The sequence below is a fragment of the Mesorhizobium sp. M0106 genome, assembly GCF_040322715.1.
Taxonomy (GTDB): domain Bacteria; phylum Pseudomonadota; class Alphaproteobacteria; order Rhizobiales; family Rhizobiaceae; genus Mesorhizobium.
The window spans coordinates 1-17,342 of sequence record NZ_JAMYUA010000075.1 but is presented as its reverse complement, the minus strand read 5'-3'; the positions used below and the strand labels follow the sequence as shown (position 1 = coordinate 17,342).

Annotated in this window: 16 protein-coding genes; 7 read left to right on the top strand and 9 right to left on the bottom strand. The window is 63.3% G+C overall.

Translation table 11 applies throughout. From position 1 onward, the window contains the following. The first annotated feature begins 219 nt into the window (after positions 1–219). Positions 220–1,266: a DNA polymerase III subunit delta gene (gene holA / locus NKJ55_RS33830; RefSeq protein ID WP_352453675.1), complete on the top strand. Its 1,047-nt coding sequence runs from the start codon at positions 220–222 to the stop codon at positions 1,264–1,266. Positions 1,267–1,494: 228 nt separating this feature from the next. On the opposite strand, the gene NKJ55_RS33825 is transcribed toward holA, so the two are convergent. From NKJ55_RS33825 to mnmE, 5 genes are all read right to left on the bottom strand, one after another. Next, entirely contained in the window at positions 1,495–2,376 is an 882-nt protein-coding gene (locus tag NKJ55_RS33825) for a ParB/RepB/Spo0J family partition protein (RefSeq protein WP_352453674.1), read from the bottom strand. Between the two features lie 40 nt (positions 2,377–2,416). Further along, the gene (locus NKJ55_RS33820) at positions 2,417–3,217 is read right to left on the bottom strand and encodes a ParA family protein (protein WP_084642633.1); all 801 of its coding nucleotides are present in this window, start codon (positions 3,215–3,217) and stop codon (positions 2,417–2,419) included. Positions 3,218–3,234: 17 nt separating this feature from the next. After that, a complete protein-coding gene (rsmG, locus tag NKJ55_RS33815) occupies positions 3,235–3,891 on the bottom strand; it encodes a 16S rRNA (guanine(527)-N(7))-methyltransferase RsmG (protein WP_352453673.1) in 657 nt (218 codons plus the stop codon). Further along, the gene (mnmG, locus tag NKJ55_RS33810; protein WP_352453672.1) at positions 3,888–5,777 is read right to left on the bottom strand and encodes a tRNA uridine-5-carboxymethylaminomethyl(34) synthesis enzyme MnmG; all 1,890 of its coding nucleotides are present in this window, start codon (positions 5,775–5,777) and stop codon (positions 3,888–3,890) included. Before mnmG ends, rsmG begins: the two co-directional genes overlap by 4 nt. A 203-nt stretch (positions 5,778–5,980) precedes the next feature. Continuing rightward, positions 5,981–7,309 (bottom strand): tRNA uridine-5-carboxymethylaminomethyl(34) synthesis GTPase MnmE, encoded by a 1,329-nt coding sequence (mnmE, locus tag NKJ55_RS33805; RefSeq protein WP_352453671.1) that lies wholly within the window; start codon positions 7,307–7,309, stop codon positions 5,981–5,983. 59 nt (positions 7,310–7,368) lie between these two features. Between mnmE and NKJ55_RS33800 the strand changes: the two genes are divergently transcribed. Beyond that, a complete protein-coding gene (locus NKJ55_RS33800; protein ID WP_352453670.1) occupies positions 7,369–9,387 on the top strand; it encodes a thioredoxin domain-containing protein in 2,019 nt (672 codons plus the stop codon). Between the two features lie 50 nt (positions 9,388–9,437). On the opposite strand, the gene rho is transcribed toward NKJ55_RS33800, so the two are convergent. The 3 genes from rho to hemE all read right to left on the bottom strand — a co-directional run bounded on the left by rho (position 9,438) and on the right by hemE (position 12,446). Next, the gene (rho, locus tag NKJ55_RS33795) at positions 9,438–10,703 is read right to left on the bottom strand and encodes a transcription termination factor Rho (protein ID WP_023675925.1); all 1,266 of its coding nucleotides are present in this window, start codon (positions 10,701–10,703) and stop codon (positions 9,438–9,440) included. Positions 10,704–10,869: 166 nt separating this feature from the next. Further along, the gene (hemJ, locus tag NKJ55_RS33790; RefSeq protein ID WP_502900795.1) at positions 10,870–11,415 is read right to left on the bottom strand and encodes a protoporphyrinogen oxidase HemJ; all 546 of its coding nucleotides are present in this window, start codon (positions 11,413–11,415) and stop codon (positions 10,870–10,872) included. Between the two features lie 2 nt (positions 11,416–11,417). After that, positions 11,418–12,446, bottom strand: a complete 1,029-nt coding sequence (hemE, locus tag NKJ55_RS33785) for a uroporphyrinogen decarboxylase (RefSeq protein ID WP_352453669.1) — start codon at positions 12,444–12,446, stop codon at positions 11,418–11,420. A gap of 401 nt (positions 12,447–12,847) precedes the next feature. Here hemE and NKJ55_RS33780 point away from each other — a divergent pair, with 401 nt between their 5' ends. The 5 genes from NKJ55_RS33780 to dnaQ all read left to right on the top strand — a co-directional run bounded on the left by NKJ55_RS33780 (position 12,848) and on the right by dnaQ (position 16,702). Beyond that, positions 12,848–13,666, top strand: coding sequence for a pyruvate, water dikinase regulatory protein (locus NKJ55_RS33780; protein ID WP_352453668.1), 819 nt, complete (start codon positions 12,848–12,850; stop codon positions 13,664–13,666). Between the two features lie 197 nt (positions 13,667–13,863). After that, positions 13,864–14,463 (top strand): Maf-like protein, encoded by a 600-nt coding sequence (locus NKJ55_RS33775; protein ID WP_352453667.1) that lies wholly within the window; start codon positions 13,864–13,866, stop codon positions 14,461–14,463. Further along, the gene (locus NKJ55_RS33770; RefSeq protein WP_352453666.1) at positions 14,456–15,298 is read left to right on the top strand and encodes a shikimate dehydrogenase; all 843 of its coding nucleotides are present in this window, start codon (positions 14,456–14,458) and stop codon (positions 15,296–15,298) included. Before NKJ55_RS33775 ends, NKJ55_RS33770 begins: the two co-directional genes overlap by 8 nt. Continuing rightward, entirely contained in the window at positions 15,295–15,897 is a 603-nt protein-coding gene (gene coaE, locus NKJ55_RS33765) for a dephospho-CoA kinase (RefSeq protein ID WP_352453665.1), read from the top strand. The genes NKJ55_RS33770 and coaE overlap by 4 nt, the downstream gene beginning before the upstream one ends. A gap of 85 nt (positions 15,898–15,982) precedes the next feature. After that, positions 15,983–16,702, top strand: coding sequence for a DNA polymerase III subunit epsilon (dnaQ, locus tag NKJ55_RS33760; protein ID WP_352453664.1), 720 nt, complete (start codon positions 15,983–15,985; stop codon positions 16,700–16,702). Between the two features lie 196 nt (positions 16,703–16,898). On the opposite strand, the gene NKJ55_RS33755 is transcribed toward dnaQ, so the two are convergent. Then, the gene (locus NKJ55_RS33755) at positions 16,899–17,186 is read right to left on the bottom strand and encodes a GIY-YIG nuclease family protein (RefSeq protein WP_352453663.1); all 288 of its coding nucleotides are present in this window, start codon (positions 17,184–17,186) and stop codon (positions 16,899–16,901) included. Between the last annotated feature and the right edge of the window lie 156 nt (positions 17,187–17,342).

The following is a 17,342-nucleotide window of genomic DNA, read 5'->3' as shown; positions in this document are numbered from 1 at the left end:
AGGACCCATCACCTTCCGACACGGATTGCAGCACTTCCTGTCCATCGCCCATGGATGGGCGCTTCGAAATGTGTGAATCGCCTAGACGGAAGTGGGGGAGAGGAACCCACGTCTTGAGAGGCTGGTCTTCCTTCGCGCCCCCTCTGCCCCGTCGGCGTCTCGATACAATACCGCCATCCCTCCGTTCACCCCGCGCCCGCGTCATGCTAATCAGCGCCCATGGCACAAAAGAAAGCATACGAGGTCGATGCATGGCTCGCGAAGCCGGATCCGCGCGTCTCGATCGTGCTGCTTTACGGTCCCGATCGCGGGCTGGTTGCCGAGCGGGCAAAGGCCTTTGCCGGCAAGACCGGCCTGCCGCTTGACGATCCGTTCTCGGTCGTCAGGCTGGACGGTTCGGAGGTCGATCGCGACGAGGGCCGCCTGCTCGACGAGGCCCGCACCGTGCCGATGTTTTCGGAGCGGCGCCTGCTATGGGTGCGCAATGCCGGCGCCCAGAAGGCGCTTGCCGACGACGTCAAGGCGCTGACGTCGGAGCCCGCGCGGGACGCCATCATCCTCATCGAGGCCGGCGACCTGAAGAAGGGCGTCGGCCTGCGCGCCGTGGTGGAGGCGGCGGACAATGCCATGGCATTGCCTTGCTATGCCGATGAGGCCAGGGATATCGATACGGTCATCGACGACGAACTGCGCAAGGCCGGCATGTCGATGACACTGGAGGCGCGGCAGGCGCTGCGCCGCAATCTCGGCGGCGACCGGCTGGCCTCGCGCGGCGAGATCGAAAAGCTTGTGCTTTATGCGCATGGCCAGCCCGAAATCGGCCTCGACGACGTCAAGGCGACGTCTGGCGATGTCTCGGGCCTCTCCTTCGACGCGGCGGTCGACGCCCTGCTCGAAGGCAGGATCGCCGACTTCGACACCGCCTTTAACCGCCATTGTCAGTCAGGCGGCCAGCCTTTCCTGGTGCTTTCATCGGCGATGCGGCAGTTGCAGGCGATCCAGGCGATGCGCGGCCTGATGGACGCCGGCGGCCGCAATGCCGCTTCGGTCGTAGCCGCGGCGCGCCCGCCGGTGTTTTTCTCCAGGCGCAAGCTGGTCGAGAAAGCCCTCGAACGCTGGAGCAGCGAGGCGCTTGGCCGCGCACTCAACCGCCTGCAGACGGCGGTCCTGCAGACACGCCGGCGGCCCGATTTGTCGGTGGCGCTGGCGCGGCAGGCGCTGCTCGGCATTGCGGTGGAGAGCGCAAGGCTGGCGCAGCGCACCTAATCTCCCGCCTTGAGGGGGAGATGTCGCCAAAGGCGACAGAGGGGGTCACAGCGCGTAGAACACCAGCCCCTTCCGCGAAGACAGAGGACGTGGGCGCTTGAAATTTGACGACCCCTTCTGGCCTGCCGGCCATCTCCCCCTCAAGGGGGGAGATTAACTACTTCGACGATTTCGCCAATCACCGCGCGGCAGCAAAACGTTATTTGCCGGCTAATTTTAGCAACCTACCTACTCCCGCTTCAGCCTTCGACAAAGCTCGTCGAGCTGCTCCAGCGTCCGGTAGGCGACGCTGATCACGCCGCCGCGCTGGTTGTGCTCGATCGTGACGATCATGCCGATCGTGCTGGTCATCAGCCGCTCCAGCGCCAGTGTGTCGGCATCCTTTTGCGGCGGTGCGGTGGGCTGGCGCTTTGCCGCCGGCGCGCCGACCGGCATCTGCGCCAAGGCTTCGGCCTGGCGCACCGAAAGCCCCTCGTCGATGATCCGCTTGGCAAGCTCGGCCGGGTCCTCGGCCGTCACCAGGGTGCGGGCGTGGCCGGCCGAGAGCGCGCCGTCGACCAGCATGTCGCGAATGACGTCGGGCAGCTTGAGCAGCCTCAGCGTATTGGCGACATGGCTGCGGCTCTTGCCGATCACCTGGCCGAGATCGGCCTGGGTATAGCCATGGTCGTCGATCAGCTGCTGGTAGCCGAGCGCCTCCTCGACCGGGTTGAGGTCGGTGCGCTGGACGTTTTCGATGATCGCCAGCTCGAGCGCCGTGCGATCGTTGACGTCGCGTACGATGATCGGGATTTCGGTCAGCCCGGCGCGTTGCGCCGCGCGCCAACGACGCTCGCCTGCGATGATCTCGTAGCGGCCCGTTTGGGTTTTCGACGGCCGCGCCACCACCGGCTGCACCACGCCATGTTCGCGGATCGACTGGGCGAGGTCGGTCAGGTCGGCGTCGCCAAAATGCCGGCGCGGGTTTTTGGGATTGGGGCTGAGGAACTCGATCGGCACCTTGCCGTCGGCCGCCAGCCCGGGCTTTTCCGGTGCCGCCGGGCGATCGATTTCGCCGATCAGCGCCGCCAGTCCCCGTCCCAGTCTTTTCCTCGAAGGGTCTTCGTTCATCGTCCGTCCAGATCGTTTCGGTATCGAATCGGGTTTATGTTCAGGCAGCACGCAATTTGCGCTCGCGGCGGATGACTTCCGAAGCAAGCTGCAGATAGGCCTGGCTGCCCGAGCATTTGAGGTCGTAGAGAATCGCCGGCTTGCCATAGGACGGCGCCTCGGAAACGCGGACATTGCGCGGGATGACGGTTTCATAGACCTTGTCGCCCATATGCGCCCGCACATCCTGCACCACCTGGTTGGCGAGATTGTTGCGCCCGTCGAACATGGTCAGCACGATGCCCTGGATCGTCAGGTCGGGGTTGATCGAGCGGCGCACCTGCTCGACCGTCTCCAAAAGCTGGCTCAGGCCCTCCAGCGCGAAAAACTCGCACTGCAGCGGCACCAGCACCGAATCGGCCGCAGCCATCGAATTCAGCGTCAGCAGGTTGAGCGAGGGCGGGCAGTCGATCAGCACATAGCCGAAATTGGCCGAGCGCTCGGCCGAAGCCCGTAGAGCGTTGCGCAGCCGCAGCACCCGATCCGGCGCCGAGGCGATTTCCATCTCGATGCCGAGCAGGTCGAGCGTCGACGGTACGATCGACAGGCCAGGCACCGCCGTCGGGATCGCCGCCGCTTCGAGATCTAGCTCGCCGGTCAGCACATCATAGGACGAGACGGTGCGGTCGCGCCGGTCGATGCCAAGCCCGGTGCTGGCGTTGCCCTGCGGGTCGAGATCGACGATCAGCACCTGTTCGCCTATGGCCGCCAGCGCGGTGGCCAGATTGATGGCGGTCGTCGTCTTGCCGACGCCGCCCTTCTGGTTGGCGACGGTGATGATTCGGGGGCCGTTCTTCATCATGGGTCTATGCCAGAAATTCATTTGGGTCGCCGGTCACAAGCAGGGTGCTGTCGCAAGTCGGATACTTCGAGAATGACGCCCTGCGCGTCGGTTGCACTGGCATGTTCTACCAGATCGAAAGACCATCGTTGAGCGCTTTCTGCCACTTCGGCGCGGTAATCCCGGCCTTTGTGAAACAGGCCGCGCGACCCCTTGGTCAGCCACGGTGCTGCCAGGTCGAGCAAGCCGGGCAGCGAGGCGAGTGCCCTGGCTGTGACGATTTGCGGTGCTGGAACAAGCGGATAGCTGTCTTCGATGCGGCGCGCGATAACCTTGGCGGGCAGGCCGAACTGCCCGATGACCGCTTGCAGGAACGATGCTTTTTTCCGGTTGCTTTCAACCAGGTCGATACCGGCGCCGTCCCGCTCGGCAAGCAAAAAGGCCAGCACAAGGCCGGGAAACCCACCGCCGGAGCCGAGATCGACCCAGCGCTTCGCCTCAGGTTTGATTCGCGCCAGCTGCGCGCTGTCGAGGATGTGGCGGCGCCAGACATCGTCCTGCGTCGATTGCGCGGCCAGATTGATCCGGCGGTTCCATTTCCGGAAGACGGCCTCGAACTCGACCAGGCGATCGAATGTTTCACGTGAAACCGGGCCCGCTGCCGCCTGCAGGTTTGCCCAGGACGCAGCGCTCACGCGACCTGCTTTCGCGCGGCCGCCTCGGCATTGCGGACATGGGCGACAATAATCGCCAGCGCCGCCGGCGTCATGCCTTCCATGCGTTGCGCATCGGCAATCGAGCGCGGCTGGCGTGCCAGCATCTTCTGCTTCAACTCGTTCGACAGGCCGGGAACAGAAGCAAAGTCGAGCGACTCGGGAATAAGCCTGCTCTCCTCATGCCTGATCTGCGAAACATCGGCCTGCTGGCGGTCGAGATAGACAGAATATTTGGCTTCCGTTTCAAGACGTTCGGCCGTTTTGCTGTCGATCGCCGCGAAAGCCGGCTCGATCCGCGCCAGCCAGGCGATGTCGACGCCGGGGTAGGCCAGCAACTCATAGGCCGAGCGACGGACGCCGTCCCGGTTGATTTCGAGCCCATGGCGCGCTGCCTCATTGGGGGTCATGGTGGTGCCGAGGGCGAGCTGTCGCGCCTTCTCAAGGTCTTGCATACTATTGTTGAACCGCTGCATCCGCTCCGGCGAGGCAATCCCCAGCCTTATCGCCAGTGGCGTCAGCCGCTCATCGGCGTTGTCGGCTCGCAGCGATAGCCGGAACTCGGCCCGCGAGGTGAACATGCGGTAGGGTTCGGCGATGCCGCGGCTGGTCAAATCGTCGACCATCACGCCGATATAGGCTTCGGTGCGGCTGAGCACGATTTCCTCGCTCGCCGACGCCTTGCGCGCCGCATTCAAGCCGGCAAGCAGCCCCTGCGCGCCGGCCTCTTCGTAGCCGGTGGTGCCGTTGATCTGGCCGGCGAGGAAAAGGCCGGCGATCCGCCTGGTTTCCAGCGTCGGCTTGAGCTCGCGTGGATCGACATGGTCATACTCGATGGCATAGCCCGGCTGCAGCATGGTTGCCCGCTCCAGCCCCGGAATGGTCTTCAGGATGTCGAGTTGCACGTCCTCGGGCAGCGAGGTCGAAATGCCGTTCGGGTACACCGTGTCGTCGTCCAACCCTTCCGGCTCCAGAAAGATCTGGTGGCCTTCGCGGTCACCGAACTTGACGATCTTGTCTTCGATCGACGGGCAATAACGCGGCCCGACGCCTTCGATCGAGCCCGAATACATGGCCGAGCGGCCGAGATTGGCGCGAATCAGCTCGTGCGTTGCATTGGTCGTTCGGGTAATGCCGCAATGGATCTGCGGATTTTCGATGCGATCGGTCAGCAGCGAGAACGGCACGGGGTCCTCGTCCGCCGCCTGGCTCTCCAGTGACGCCCAATCGATCGTCCTGCCGTCCAGCCGCGGCGGCGTGCCGGTCTTCAGCCGCCCGAGCCTGAAGCCGGCACGGCTCATCGTCGCCGACAGGCCGACGCTCGCCTGCTCGTTCATGCGGCCGGCGACGATCTTCTTTTCGCCGATGTGGATCAGCCCGCGCAGAAAAGTGCCGGTCGTCAGCACCACGGCGCCGCAGGCGAGCCGGCTTCCATCCGCCAGCAGCACCGCCGCGATGCGTCCGTCGTCGATTTCCCCGTTGTTGATTTCGAAATCCAGCACCTCGCCTTCGATGACATCGAGGCCAGCCTGCTGGCGGATTGCCGCCTGCATGGCGAGGCGATAGAGTTTTCGGTCGGCCTGCGTTCGCGGACCACGCACCGCTGGCCCCTTGCGGCGGTTGAGCAGGCGGAACTGGATGCCGGCGGCATCGGCGACGCGGCCCATCAGCCCGTCCATGGCGTCGATCTCGCGAACCAGATGGCCCTTGCCGAGGCCGCCGATCGCCGGATTGCAAGACATCACGCCGATCGTGTCGAAGCGCAGCGTCACCAGCGCCGTCCTGGCGCCGGCACGCGCGGCAGCGCTGGCCGCCTCGCACCCAGCATGGCCGCCACCCACCACCACCACATCGTAGCGATTGGTCATTTGTATATTCCGATTCAAATCTGCCGACACATGTGCCCGTGAGCCTGCACTGTCAAGGACACCAACTAGTCGTTTCACGTGAAACAATTCCGTCTGCGTTCATCGCTACGTGTTTCACGTGAATCATCACCGGCTTCCCGCCACTACGCGAGCAAGGCTAGCGACACGCCCGCATCTCGGCACTTGGCAATGTTTCACGTGAGTCATTTGCCGATACAGAACTGCGAGAAGATAACGTCCAGCATATCCTCTACATCGACCGACCCGACGATTCGTCCGAGCCGGTCCGCCGCCAGGCGCAGCTCCTCGGCCCGCAGCTCCTGCCCGCGATCACCACTGGCCACTGCTGCGAGCAGGAAGCGTTTCGTCTCATTGAGCAGCTCGACGTGCCGCAGCCGCGACGGCAGGATATCGCCGGCCTCGCCGATCTGGACTGCGGCGCGACGCCCGATCTCGTCCAGCAACACGGCCAGACCCGTGCCGTCCCGTGTCGAGATAGCGAAATCATAGTGCACCGCAGCCGAGGGTGACTTGCCCCCCAGCAGGTCAATTTTTGTTCCGACCCTCAGCATCGGCATGTCGCCCGGCAGCACACCGATCGCGATTGGCTCCGCCAGATCCTCCAGCAGCAACAGCAGATCAGCGCTGTGCGCCTTGGTCCTGGCCTTCTCGATGCCGATCGCCTCTATCTTGCCGGGCGCCTCGCGCAGACCGGCGGTGTCGGTTACCCTAACCCGCATCCCCTCAAGGTCCAGTACCACCTCGAGCAGGTCGCGGGTCGTGCCCGGCTCGTCGGTGACGATGGCCGCTTCGCGCCGCGCCAAGGCGTTGAACAGGCTGGACTTGCCAGCATTCGGCGCGCCGAGGATTACCACTTCGAACCCGTCGCGGATGATTTCGGCGGCACGAAAGCCGGCGACGTGGCGCTCTATTTCCCCGATCATCGCCCGGACATCGGACCAGACTGTATCGGCGACCGAGCCCGGCACGTCATCCTCGTCGGCAAAGTCGATCTCGGCCTCGATCATCGCGCGGGCGTGGATCAGCCGTCGGCGCCAGCCCAGATAGAGTTCGCTCTGCACGCCTTGGGCGTTGTGAACGGCAAAGCGCCGCTGCGCCTCGGTCTCGGCGTTGATGAGATCGGCCAGCGCCTCGGTTTCGACCAGATCGAGCTTGCCGTTGAGAAAGGCGCGGCGGGCGAATTCGCCAGGCTCGGCGTGCCTGACGCCGTCGAAGGAGGCGATCGTTTCCAGCATCCTCGCCACAACGGCGCGCCCGCCATGCACATGGAACTCTGCAACGTCCTCGCCGGTAAAACTGTCGGGGCCGGCAAAGAAGACGACCAGGCCGCTGTCCAGCACCGATCCGTCGGGCGCCCGGAACTTGCGATAGGTGGCAACGCGGGTTGGCACCTTCGATCCCGCAATCGTTTCGAAAACGAATCGACTCTGCGGCCCCGAAATCCGGATCACCGCAATGCCGGCCGGCAGGCGCCCGCTCGACAGCGCCACGATGGAGTCTTTTGAAATCATTTGCCCGCTCTGCCGAAGCGCCCTAGCTATGCTTGTTCAATCCGCCATCGAGTAACGCCGTGACATTGCCTGCAAAAAACCTGCTTGCCGAAGAGGCCAGCCCCTATCTGCAGCAGCACAGCGGCAATCCAGTGCACTGGCGGCCATGGTCGCCCGCCGCTCTGGCCGAAGCAAAGGTGCTGCAGCGTCCGATCCTGCTCTCTGTCGGCTACGCCGCGTGCCATTGGTGCCACGTCATGGCGCATGAGAGCTTCGAGAACGACGACGTCGCCGCCGTCATGAACCGTCTCTTCGTCAATATCAAGGTCGACCGCGAGGAGCGCCCCGACATCGACCAGATCTACATGGCGGCGTTATCCTCGATGGGCGAGCAGGGCGGCTGGCCGCTGACCATGTTCCTGACGCCGAAGGGCAAGCCGTTCTGGGGCGGCACTTACTTTCCGCGCGAAGCCCGCTACGGCCGGCCGGGTTTCGTCCAGGTGCTGGAGGCGGTTGACAAGGCTTGGCGGGAGAAGAAAGAAAGCGTTAACCAGAATGCCGACGGCCTGACCACGCATGTCGAGACGCGGCTGGCTGGCAGCCATGCCAAGGCCGTGCTCGACCGCGGCATGCTGGCGAACCTCGCCAATGGCATTGACGGCATGATCGACCGCGATTTGGGCGGTCTGCGCGGCGCGCCGAAATTCCCCAACGCGCCGTTCATGCAGAGCCTCTGGCTGTCCTGGCTGCGCGACGGCACCGCATCGCACCGCGACGCCGTTCTCCTCAGCCTCGAAAAGATGCTGGCCGGCGGCATCTATGACCATATTGGCGGCGGACTCAGCCGCTACTCGACCGACGCCGAATGGCTGGTCCCGCATTTCGAAAAAATGCTCTACGACAATGCCCAGCTCATGCGCTTGTGCAATTGGGCCTATGCGTCGACTGGCAAGGAATTGTTCCGGCTGCGAATCGAAGAGACGATTGCTTGGCTGTTGCGCGAAATGCGAGTCGAGGGCGATGCCTTTGCCGCCAGCCTTGATGCCGATAGCGAGGGCGAGGAGGGGTTGTTCTACACCTGGAGCAGGGATGAGCTCGAAGCAGCCCTTGGCGACGATTCAGCATTGTTTTTCAAATACTTCACGCTTGCCGGTCCGCATGGTTGGGAAGGCAAGCCGATCATTTGCCAGACTGATGCTCAACAGGCGCAGAGCGTCGTCGATCGTGACCTTCTGTTTCCGCTCAAGCACAGGCTGCTGGCAGCGAGGGAACAGCGCGTGCGGCCCGGGCGTGACGGCAAGGCCCTGACCGACTGGAACGGCTTGATGATCGCAGCCCTTGCCGAGGCCGGACGGTCGCTTGGCCGATCCGACTGGATCGAAGCGGCGGCAACGGCCTTTGCCGCGATGGCGGCTGCCGGACGTGACGGCCGCCTGCCGCATTCGATGCTCGGCGCAAAGAAGCTGTTTCCGGCTCTGTCGAGCGACTATGCCGCCATGGCCAACGCCGCCATCTCACTGTTCGAGGCGACCGGCAATCCCGGCTACATCGATCGCGCCGGGAACTTCATTGAGCAACTCGATCTTTGGCACCGGGACAGCGACAAGACCGGCTACTATCTGACCGCGTCCGACAGCGCGGATGTGCCCATCCGCATCCGCGGCGATGTCGACGAAGCCATTCCTTCCGCTACCGGCCAGATCATCGAGGCTCTGGTCCGATTGTCGTCGCTTTCGGGCGATCTCGATCTCTGGGAAAAAGCCTGGACAGTCGCAGAGCACGCGGGCGGGCGGGCGGAGCACCAGGGCTATGGCCAGGCGGGTATAGTCAATGCCTGTGCCTTGGCGCTTGAACCGCTGAAGCTGGTGATCGTGGATAGACCGGAGATTCCAAGGCTTGTTCGGGTTGCGAATCGAAATCCAGACCCGCGCCGGGTGGACATCGTCGTGCCTGTTGGCTCGGCGACAAATCTGCCAGCCTTGCCAGGCGGCGTCCTGCCGCCAACGGCCGAGCCCGGCGCCTGGCTCTGCACGGGGCAGGTCTGCCTGCCGGTGATAACCGACGCTGAGGAACTCGAGCGGCAGTTAAGCCATCGATAGGTCGAGGTGCACAGAACCGGAACGCCGGCGGGACAGCGCCTTTGCCACCTTTACGTATTCATCGAATCGAAGAAATCCGCGTTGGTCTTGGTCTGCTTGAGCTTGTCGATAAGGAACTCGATGGCGTCGGTCGTTCCCATCGGCGCCAGGATGCGGCGCAGCACGAAGATCTTCTGCAGGTCCTGGCGCGGAACCAGCAGGTCTTCCTTGCGGGTGCCGGATTTGAGGATGTCCATGGCCGGATAGATGCGCTTGTCCGCCACCTTGCGGTCGAGCACGATTTCCGAATTGCCGGTGCCCTTGAACTCTTCGAAGATGACCTCGTCCATGCGGCTGCCGGTATCGATCAGCGCCGTGGCGATGATGGTCAGCGAGCCGCCTTCCTCGATGTTGCGGGCAGCACCGAAGAAGCGCTTCGGCCGCTGCAGCGCGTTGGCGTCGACACCACCGGTCAGCACCTTGCCGGATGACGGCACGACGGTGTTGTAGGCGCGGCCGAGGCGGGTGATCGAATCCAGCAGGATGACGACGTCACGGCCGTGCTCGACCAGGCGCTTGGCCTTCTCGATAACCATTTCGGCAACCTGGACGTGGCGCACCGCCGGCTCGTCAAACGTCGACGACACCACCTCGCCCTTCACCGAGCGCTGCATGTCGGTGACTTCCTCCGGCCGCTCGTCGATCAGAAGCACGATCAAATAGCATTCCGGATGGTTGGTGGTGATCGAATGGGCGATGTTCTGCAGCAGCACCGTCTTGCCGGTGCGCGGCTGCGCCACGATCAACGCGCGCTGGCCCTTGCCGAGCGGCGCCACCAGGTCGATGACGCGCGCCGAAATATCCTTGGAGGTCGGAACCTCCATCTCCATCTTCAGCCGCGACGTCGGATAAAGCGGCGTCAGATTGTCGAAGTGGATCTTGTGGCGGATTTTTTCCGGGTCGTCGAAATTGATCGTGTTGACCTTGAGCAGCGCGAAATAGCGCTCGCCCTCTTTCGGGCTGCGGATCGGCCCTTCAACCGTATCGCCGGTCTTCAGCGAGAACCGCCGGATCTGCGACGGTGAAATATAGATGTCGTCGGGACCTGGCAAATAGTTGGCATTGGCAGAGCGCAGGAAGCCAAAGCCGTCCTGCAGCACTTCGACGACGCCGTCGCCGATGATCTCGATATCCTGGGTCGCCAGCCTCTTCAGGATCGCGAACATCAGCTCCTGCTTGCGCATGACGCTGGCGTTCTCGACTTCGAGCGATTCCGCATAAGCGATCAGCTCTGGCGGTTTCTTGTTCTTGAACTCTGTGAGTTTCATTTCTTGCATCATTAGACGGACTCTGAGTAAGCTTTGGGAAAAATATCGGCGGGATGCGACAAATGCCGGGCGCGGCCGAAGCGATAAATGGGCGGCGCATGACGGGAAGGAAGACCCGTCTTTTATCGTCGGTCGGTTGAAAGAGCAAGCCGCCTTTTGCGGGCAACCGAAGACGTCAGAACGGTTTCACGATAACCAGGACGACGATGACGATCATCAGCAATGTAGGGATCTCATTGACGATCCGCCAGTGCCTTGCCGATTTTTCATTGCGGTCTTCGGCAAATTTCCGGACGGCGGCGGCGAGATAGCCATGCACGGCCGACAGGCCAACCACCGCAGCGATCTTGGCATGCAGCCAGCCGCCTTGAAAACCAAAGCCTTTCCAGGCGAGCCACAGGCCGAATGCCCAGGTGATCACCATTGCCGGATTGATGATGCCGCGCAGCAGGCGGCGCTCCATCACCTTGAAAGTCTCCGACTGGACGGAGCCTTTTTCGGCATCGGCATGATAGACCAGCAAGCGCGGCAAATAGAGCATGCCAGCCATCCAGGAGATGACGGCAATCACATGGATCGCCTTCGCCCAGGGATAGAAATCATCGGGCCCGAACAGCAACAGCAGCCCGGCCAGCACCAGGAAAATGGCGATCGCGATTGCCGCGCGGCGCATCGCGCCCTTACCGGTGTTGGTGCCGTTCGCATTGTCCGCGCCCATCATCGTCACGATGCGCTCCGCACCAGCTTGACCATCCGCTCGACATGAGCGAGCGGCGTCTCCGGCGTGATGCCGTGGCCGAGATTGAAGATCAGCGGCCCGTCGCCCAGCGCCTTCAAGATCGCCCCCACGCCGTCGTCAAGCGCCTTGCCGCCGGCTACAAGCCGCAGCGGATCGAGATTGCCCTGCACGGCGCCGTCACGCTGCAATTCCTTCGCGGTCGACAATGGCACGGTCCAGTCGAGGCCCAGCCCGGTCACGCCGGTCTTCTGGCGATAGCTTCGATAGTGATCTCCCGCGCCCTTGGGAAAGCCGATGATCGGAACATTGGGATGGGCAGCCTTCACTTGCCGGACGATCGAGGCCACCGGCTCGACGCAGAACAACTCGAAAGACGCTTCGTCGAGTACGCCTGACCACGAATCGAAGATCTGCACCACGTCGGCGCCGGCCTCGATCTGGCGGATCAGATAGGCAGCCGAATGGTCGGCGAGCACCTTCAGCAGCCTAAGAAAGGCCGCCGGCTCGCGATAGGCGAACAGCCTGGCCGGCGCCTGGTCGGGCCTACCGTGGCCGGCAATCATGTAGGTCGCCACCGTCCAGGGCGCACCGCAGAAGCCGATCAGCGTCGTTTCATCAGGCAGTCTGGCGCGCAACCGCCGCACCGTCTCGTAGACCGGCTCGAGATTCACGTGAAACGTTTCGCCGTCGAGAGCCGCAATTTCCGCAGCCGTGATCGGCGTCAGCAGCGGGCCGCGTCCTTCCTCGAAGCGCACGTCGCGGCCGAGCGCATGCGGCACGACAAGAATATCGGAAAACAGGATCGATGCGTCGAAGCCGAAGCGTTCGATCGGCTGCAGCGTCACTTCGACGGCGAGATCCGGGTCGTAGCAAAGATCGAGGAACGATCCGGCCCGTCTCCTCGTCTCCCGGTATTCCGGCAGATAGCGGCCGGCCTGGCGCATCATCCAGAGCGGCGGCGGAAACGCCGCTTTGCCTCTCAACACGTCCAGCACGATCCGGTCTTGAGGCATTGAGCGCTCGCCTTTCCAGGCTTCCCTATAATTAAATATTCTATTTTTAGGAATCTTATGATTCTAAGAGTCTGTTGGTTGTGGTGGTTGCCTCCTGTCCCGCTTTGCCCTCGAAAAGACCAGCCAGCATATTGTCGCGCGCTTCTCCAGCGGGATTGCAGGACTTTGTGGAAAACCGGGAATTTACGACTGGAGTCAATGCGTTGCCGCCAGGCCAGGGAAATTGCCCCTGTGGATGAAGCGAAGGCAAAAAGCTCCGTCCCCGGACTTGTCCCCAACCGCCCGGAGAAGCCGACAGCACATCGAATTGTGGACAAACCGCCATCTGATACAGTCGCTTTGCGGTGGCCGAGTTTTCCGCCCGGCTTATCCACATCGGCCCACAGCCTGGAATGTATCCTGTGAACAAACCGCAGAGCTTCTTTCACCTTCATCTGATTTCAGACGCCACCGGCGAAACGCTGCTGGCCGCCGGCCGCGCGGCTTCCGCGCAATACAAGGATGCGCGCGCCATCGAACATATCTACCCGCTCATCCGCACCGAAAAGCAGGTGACGAAGGTGTTCGAGGACATCGAGGAGGAGCCGGGCATCATCCTCTACACGGTGGTCGACCAGAAGCTTGCCCGCGGTATCGACGAACGCTGCGCGGCCATGGGCCTGCCTTGCGTCTCGGTGCTGGAGCCGGTGCTGACGGTGTTCCAGTCCTATCTCGGCACGCCTGCCGGCCGACGCGTGGGCGCCCAGCATGTGCTGGACGCCGAATATTTCCGCCGCATCGACGCGCTCAACTTCACCATGGAGCATGACGATGGTCAGCTGCCGGCCAATATGGATGATGCCGACATCGTGCTCGTCGGCATCTCCCGCACCTCGAAGACGCCGACCAGCATCTATCTCGCCAATCGCGGCATCAAGACCGCCAACATTCCGATTGTGCTCGGCGTACCGGTGCCCGAAACCCTGGTCAATGCCAGGAGACCGCTGATCGTCGGCCTGGTCGCCACCGCCGAACGCATATCGCAAGTCCGGCAGAACCGCATTCTCGGCACCAGCGCCTATGAGCCGACCGATTATGTCGACCGCGCCGCGATCGCGGAAGAGCTCACCTATGCCCGCCAGATATGCACGCGGCATGGCTGGCCGATGATCGACGTCAGCCGCCGTTCGATCGAGGAGACGGCGGCGGCCATCGTTGCCCTGCGCGGCAAGACGCGCTAGGGTTTTGGGCGCTTGTGCTGTGGGTGGTCCTTACCTTCTCCCCTTGTGGGAGAAGGTGGTCGAGCGAAGCTCGCTCGGATGAGGGGTGTTCCAGCTTGGCATCACCTGCACTCCGTCCAGCACCCCTCAACCGTCTTGGCGCTGCGCGCCAATCCACCTTCTCCCACAAGGGGAGAAGGAAAGATCAGGCGAAAAAAATGGCTGAAAAAATCATCCTTGCCTCGGGCAGCCCGTTCCGCAAGGCGCTGCTCGTCAATGCCGGCGTCACTGTCGAAGCGGTTCCGGCTTCTGTCGATGAGCGCGCGCTCGAGGCGCCGCTGCAGAATAGTGGCGTGTCGCCGGAGGACGTCGCCCTGGTGCTTGCCGAAGCCAAGGCCACCGACGTCAGCGAGCGCAAGCCCGGCGCCCTGGTGCTCGGCTGCGATCAGACGCTGTCGCTCGGCGACGAGCTGTTCCATAAGCCGGCCGACATGGAAGGAGCGCGCCGTCATCTGCTGGCGCTGTCGGGCAAGATGCATCATCTCAACAGCGCCGTCGTGCTCGGCCGTGACGGCCAGGTTCTGTGGCGGCATGTCGGCATCGCCAGCCTGACCATGCGCAAGCTCGATCCGGCCTTCATCGGCCGCCATCTTGCGCGCGTCGGCGCCAAAGCGTTGTCCAGCGTCGGCGCTTACCAGATCGAAGGCGAAGGCATCCAGCTGTTCGAAAAAATCGAAGGCGACTATTTTACTATTGTCGGCCTGCCACTTTTGCCGGTGCTGGCCAAGCTGCGTGAGTTCGGGGCGATCGATGGCTGAGGCCACGAAAAAGGCGTTTGTCACGGGCCACCCGATCGCGCATTCCAGGTCTCCGAAGATCCACGGCTACTGGCTGGCGAAATACGGTATCGGCGGCGTCTACGAGGCCATCGACGTTGCACCGGAGGCGTTTGCCGAATTCCTGCAGACGCTGCAGGCACAAGGCTATCGCGGCGGCAACGTCACCATCCCGCACAAGGAAGCCGCCTTCGCTTTGGCCAAGCGGCGTGACGCCGACGCCGAACAGATCGGTGCGGTCAACACGCTGTGGTTCGAGAATGGCGAATTGTGGGGCGGCAACACCGATGCCCATGGCTTTGCCGCCAATCTGGACGAATATGCACCGAGCTGGGCGGCCAACGGCCGCGCCGTGGTGCTCGGCGCCGGTGGCGCCGCTCGCGCGGTTATTCATGCGCTGAAGCAGCGCGGCGTCAGCGACATCCGCATCGTCAATCGGACGCTTGCGAGGGCGCAGGAGCTGCGCGACCGCTTTGGTGCCGGCGTCTCCGCCCATGGCTTGGCGGCGACCGGCGAATTGCTCGAAGATGCCGGCTTGCTGGTCAACACGTCAGCGCTCGGCATGCATGGCAATGAAGGCCTGTCCGCCGATCCCCGCAGACTGCCGGACGGCGCCATCGTCACCGACATCGTCTACGTGCCACTGGAGACGCCGCTCCTTGCCGCGGCCAAAGCGCGCGGCCTGAGAACCGTCGATGGGCTCGGCATGCTGCTGCACCAGGCGGTGCCCGGCTTCGAGCGCTGGTTCGGCACCAGGCCGCAGGTCACCGCCGAACTGCGGCAAATGATCATCGCCGATATCGGCGCGATAAAATGATCGTGCTCGGCCTCACCGGATCGATCGGCATGGGCAAGTCGACCACCGCAAAGATGTTTGCCGAGGCCGGCGTGCCGGTCCATGATTCCGACGAGGCGGTGCATCGCCTCTATGCCGGCCAGGCCGCCCCCATGGTCGAGGCGGCCTTTCCCGGGACCACCCGATCCGGTGCGGTCGATCGCACAAAGCTGGCCGAACGGGTGCTCGGCGACGCCGCCGCCCTGAAACGTCTGGAAGCGATCATCCATCCGTTGGTCCGTGCCGATGCCGATGCCTTCCTGGCTGAACATCGTGCCGCCGGCGCGCCGCTTGCCGTGCTCGATATACCGCTGCTGTTCGAGACCGGCGGCCGTGATCGCGTCGACAAGGTCGTGGTCGTCACCGCGCCGCCTGAAGTCCAGCGCGCCCGCGTGCTGGCGCGCCCGGGCATGAGCGAGGAGAAACTGGCGTCGATCCTGGCCAGGCAGGTTGCCGACGCCGAAAAGCGCCGGCGCGCCGACTTCGTCATCGACACCGGCCAGGGCTTTGATGCGGCGCGCGCGGCTGTCAATGCGATCGTCGCCGAACTAGTCGGGGATAAGGCAGCCAGGCCTGGTTAAGAGGCTTGCAGCCCGCTTTACCTGTTGCCATTTTGTTCCAGGTGTGATTCGGCTAGAATGATGCCGGAACCAGTGGACTGATTCGATGCGTGAGATCATCTTCGATACGGAAACCACCGGCCTCGACACGCGCGAGGACCGCGTCATCGAGCTTGGCGGCGTCGAGCTGGTCAACCGCTTCCCGACCGGCCGAACCTTCCACAAATACATCAACCCGCAAGGCCGCCAGATCCATCACGAGGCGCAGGCCGTGCACGGCATCAGCGCCGCCGATCTTCAGGGCAAGCCGACTTTCATGGAGATCGCCGAGGAGTTTCTGGCCTTCATCGACGGCGCCAAGCTGGTCGCGCACAATGCCGGCTTCGACATCGGCTTCCTCAATCTCGAATTCGGCCGGCTTGGCCATCCGGCCATCGATCCGGGACGGATCGTCGACACGCTGGCGCTGGCGCGCCGCAAGCATCCGATAGGCCCCAATTCGCTCGATGCGCTCTGCCGCCGCTACGGCATCGACAACGGCCGCCGCACCAAGCACGGCGCGCTGCTCGATTCGGAATTGCTGGCCGAGGTCTATATCGAGCTCATCGGCGGCAAGCAGGCAAGCCTCATCCTCGACAGCATCCTGACTCCGGCGGGCGGCAGGCAGAATGTCGACGACATCGATATTTCGATCGGTGTGCGGCCGATCGCCTTGCCCTCGCGCCTGACCGATGCCGAGCGCACCGCGCACGCGGGCATGGTTGGCACATTGGGCGAAAAGGCGCTCTGGCTGCGCGTCCCCCCGGAAGCGAGTTCCGCCGCATAGTGATTTTGACAGGTTGCGGTCATCGGCAGCGAACGTCGATAGTTCCGTTCAGTGGCAAATCGCAAAACTTGGAGATTGGCTGAAATATCCCTCCAATTCGTCATCCCAGGGTGGAGCAAGGAGCAAAGCGACGCGGCGCAGCCCCTGGGATCCATGCCGTTACCACGCGGCAGTGCGCCTGCGGACCAGAACCGAACTACCACCCCGTTCCGCGAAAAAGCTCGAACCACTCTGGATTGGTCTTCTCGATCAGCTCGATCTTCCACTGCCGCGGCCAGCGCTTCAGCGACTTCTCGCGCTGAATGGCGTCACGAATGTCGAAATGTTCCTCGTACCAGACCAGGCGCTGCACGCCGTAGCGGCCGGTGAAGCGCGAACCTTGGGCGGATTTGTGCTCCGGCATGCGGCGGCCGAGATCGTTGGTGACGCCGATGTAGATCGTGCCGCGCTTCTGGCTCGCGGTCATGTAGGTATAGCCGGTCATGGCTGAAGGGTAGCTGGCACAGTTGCGGATACAAGCGCCGTTCTGAGCCGCTGTATTCTTCGGCTGACGTGACGGCATGATGGGGTGGACGGCGCCCGACGGCATCGGATGTGCCAGAATGAGTTCGTTGAGATCTCAAACAAGGGAGCCGTCCGT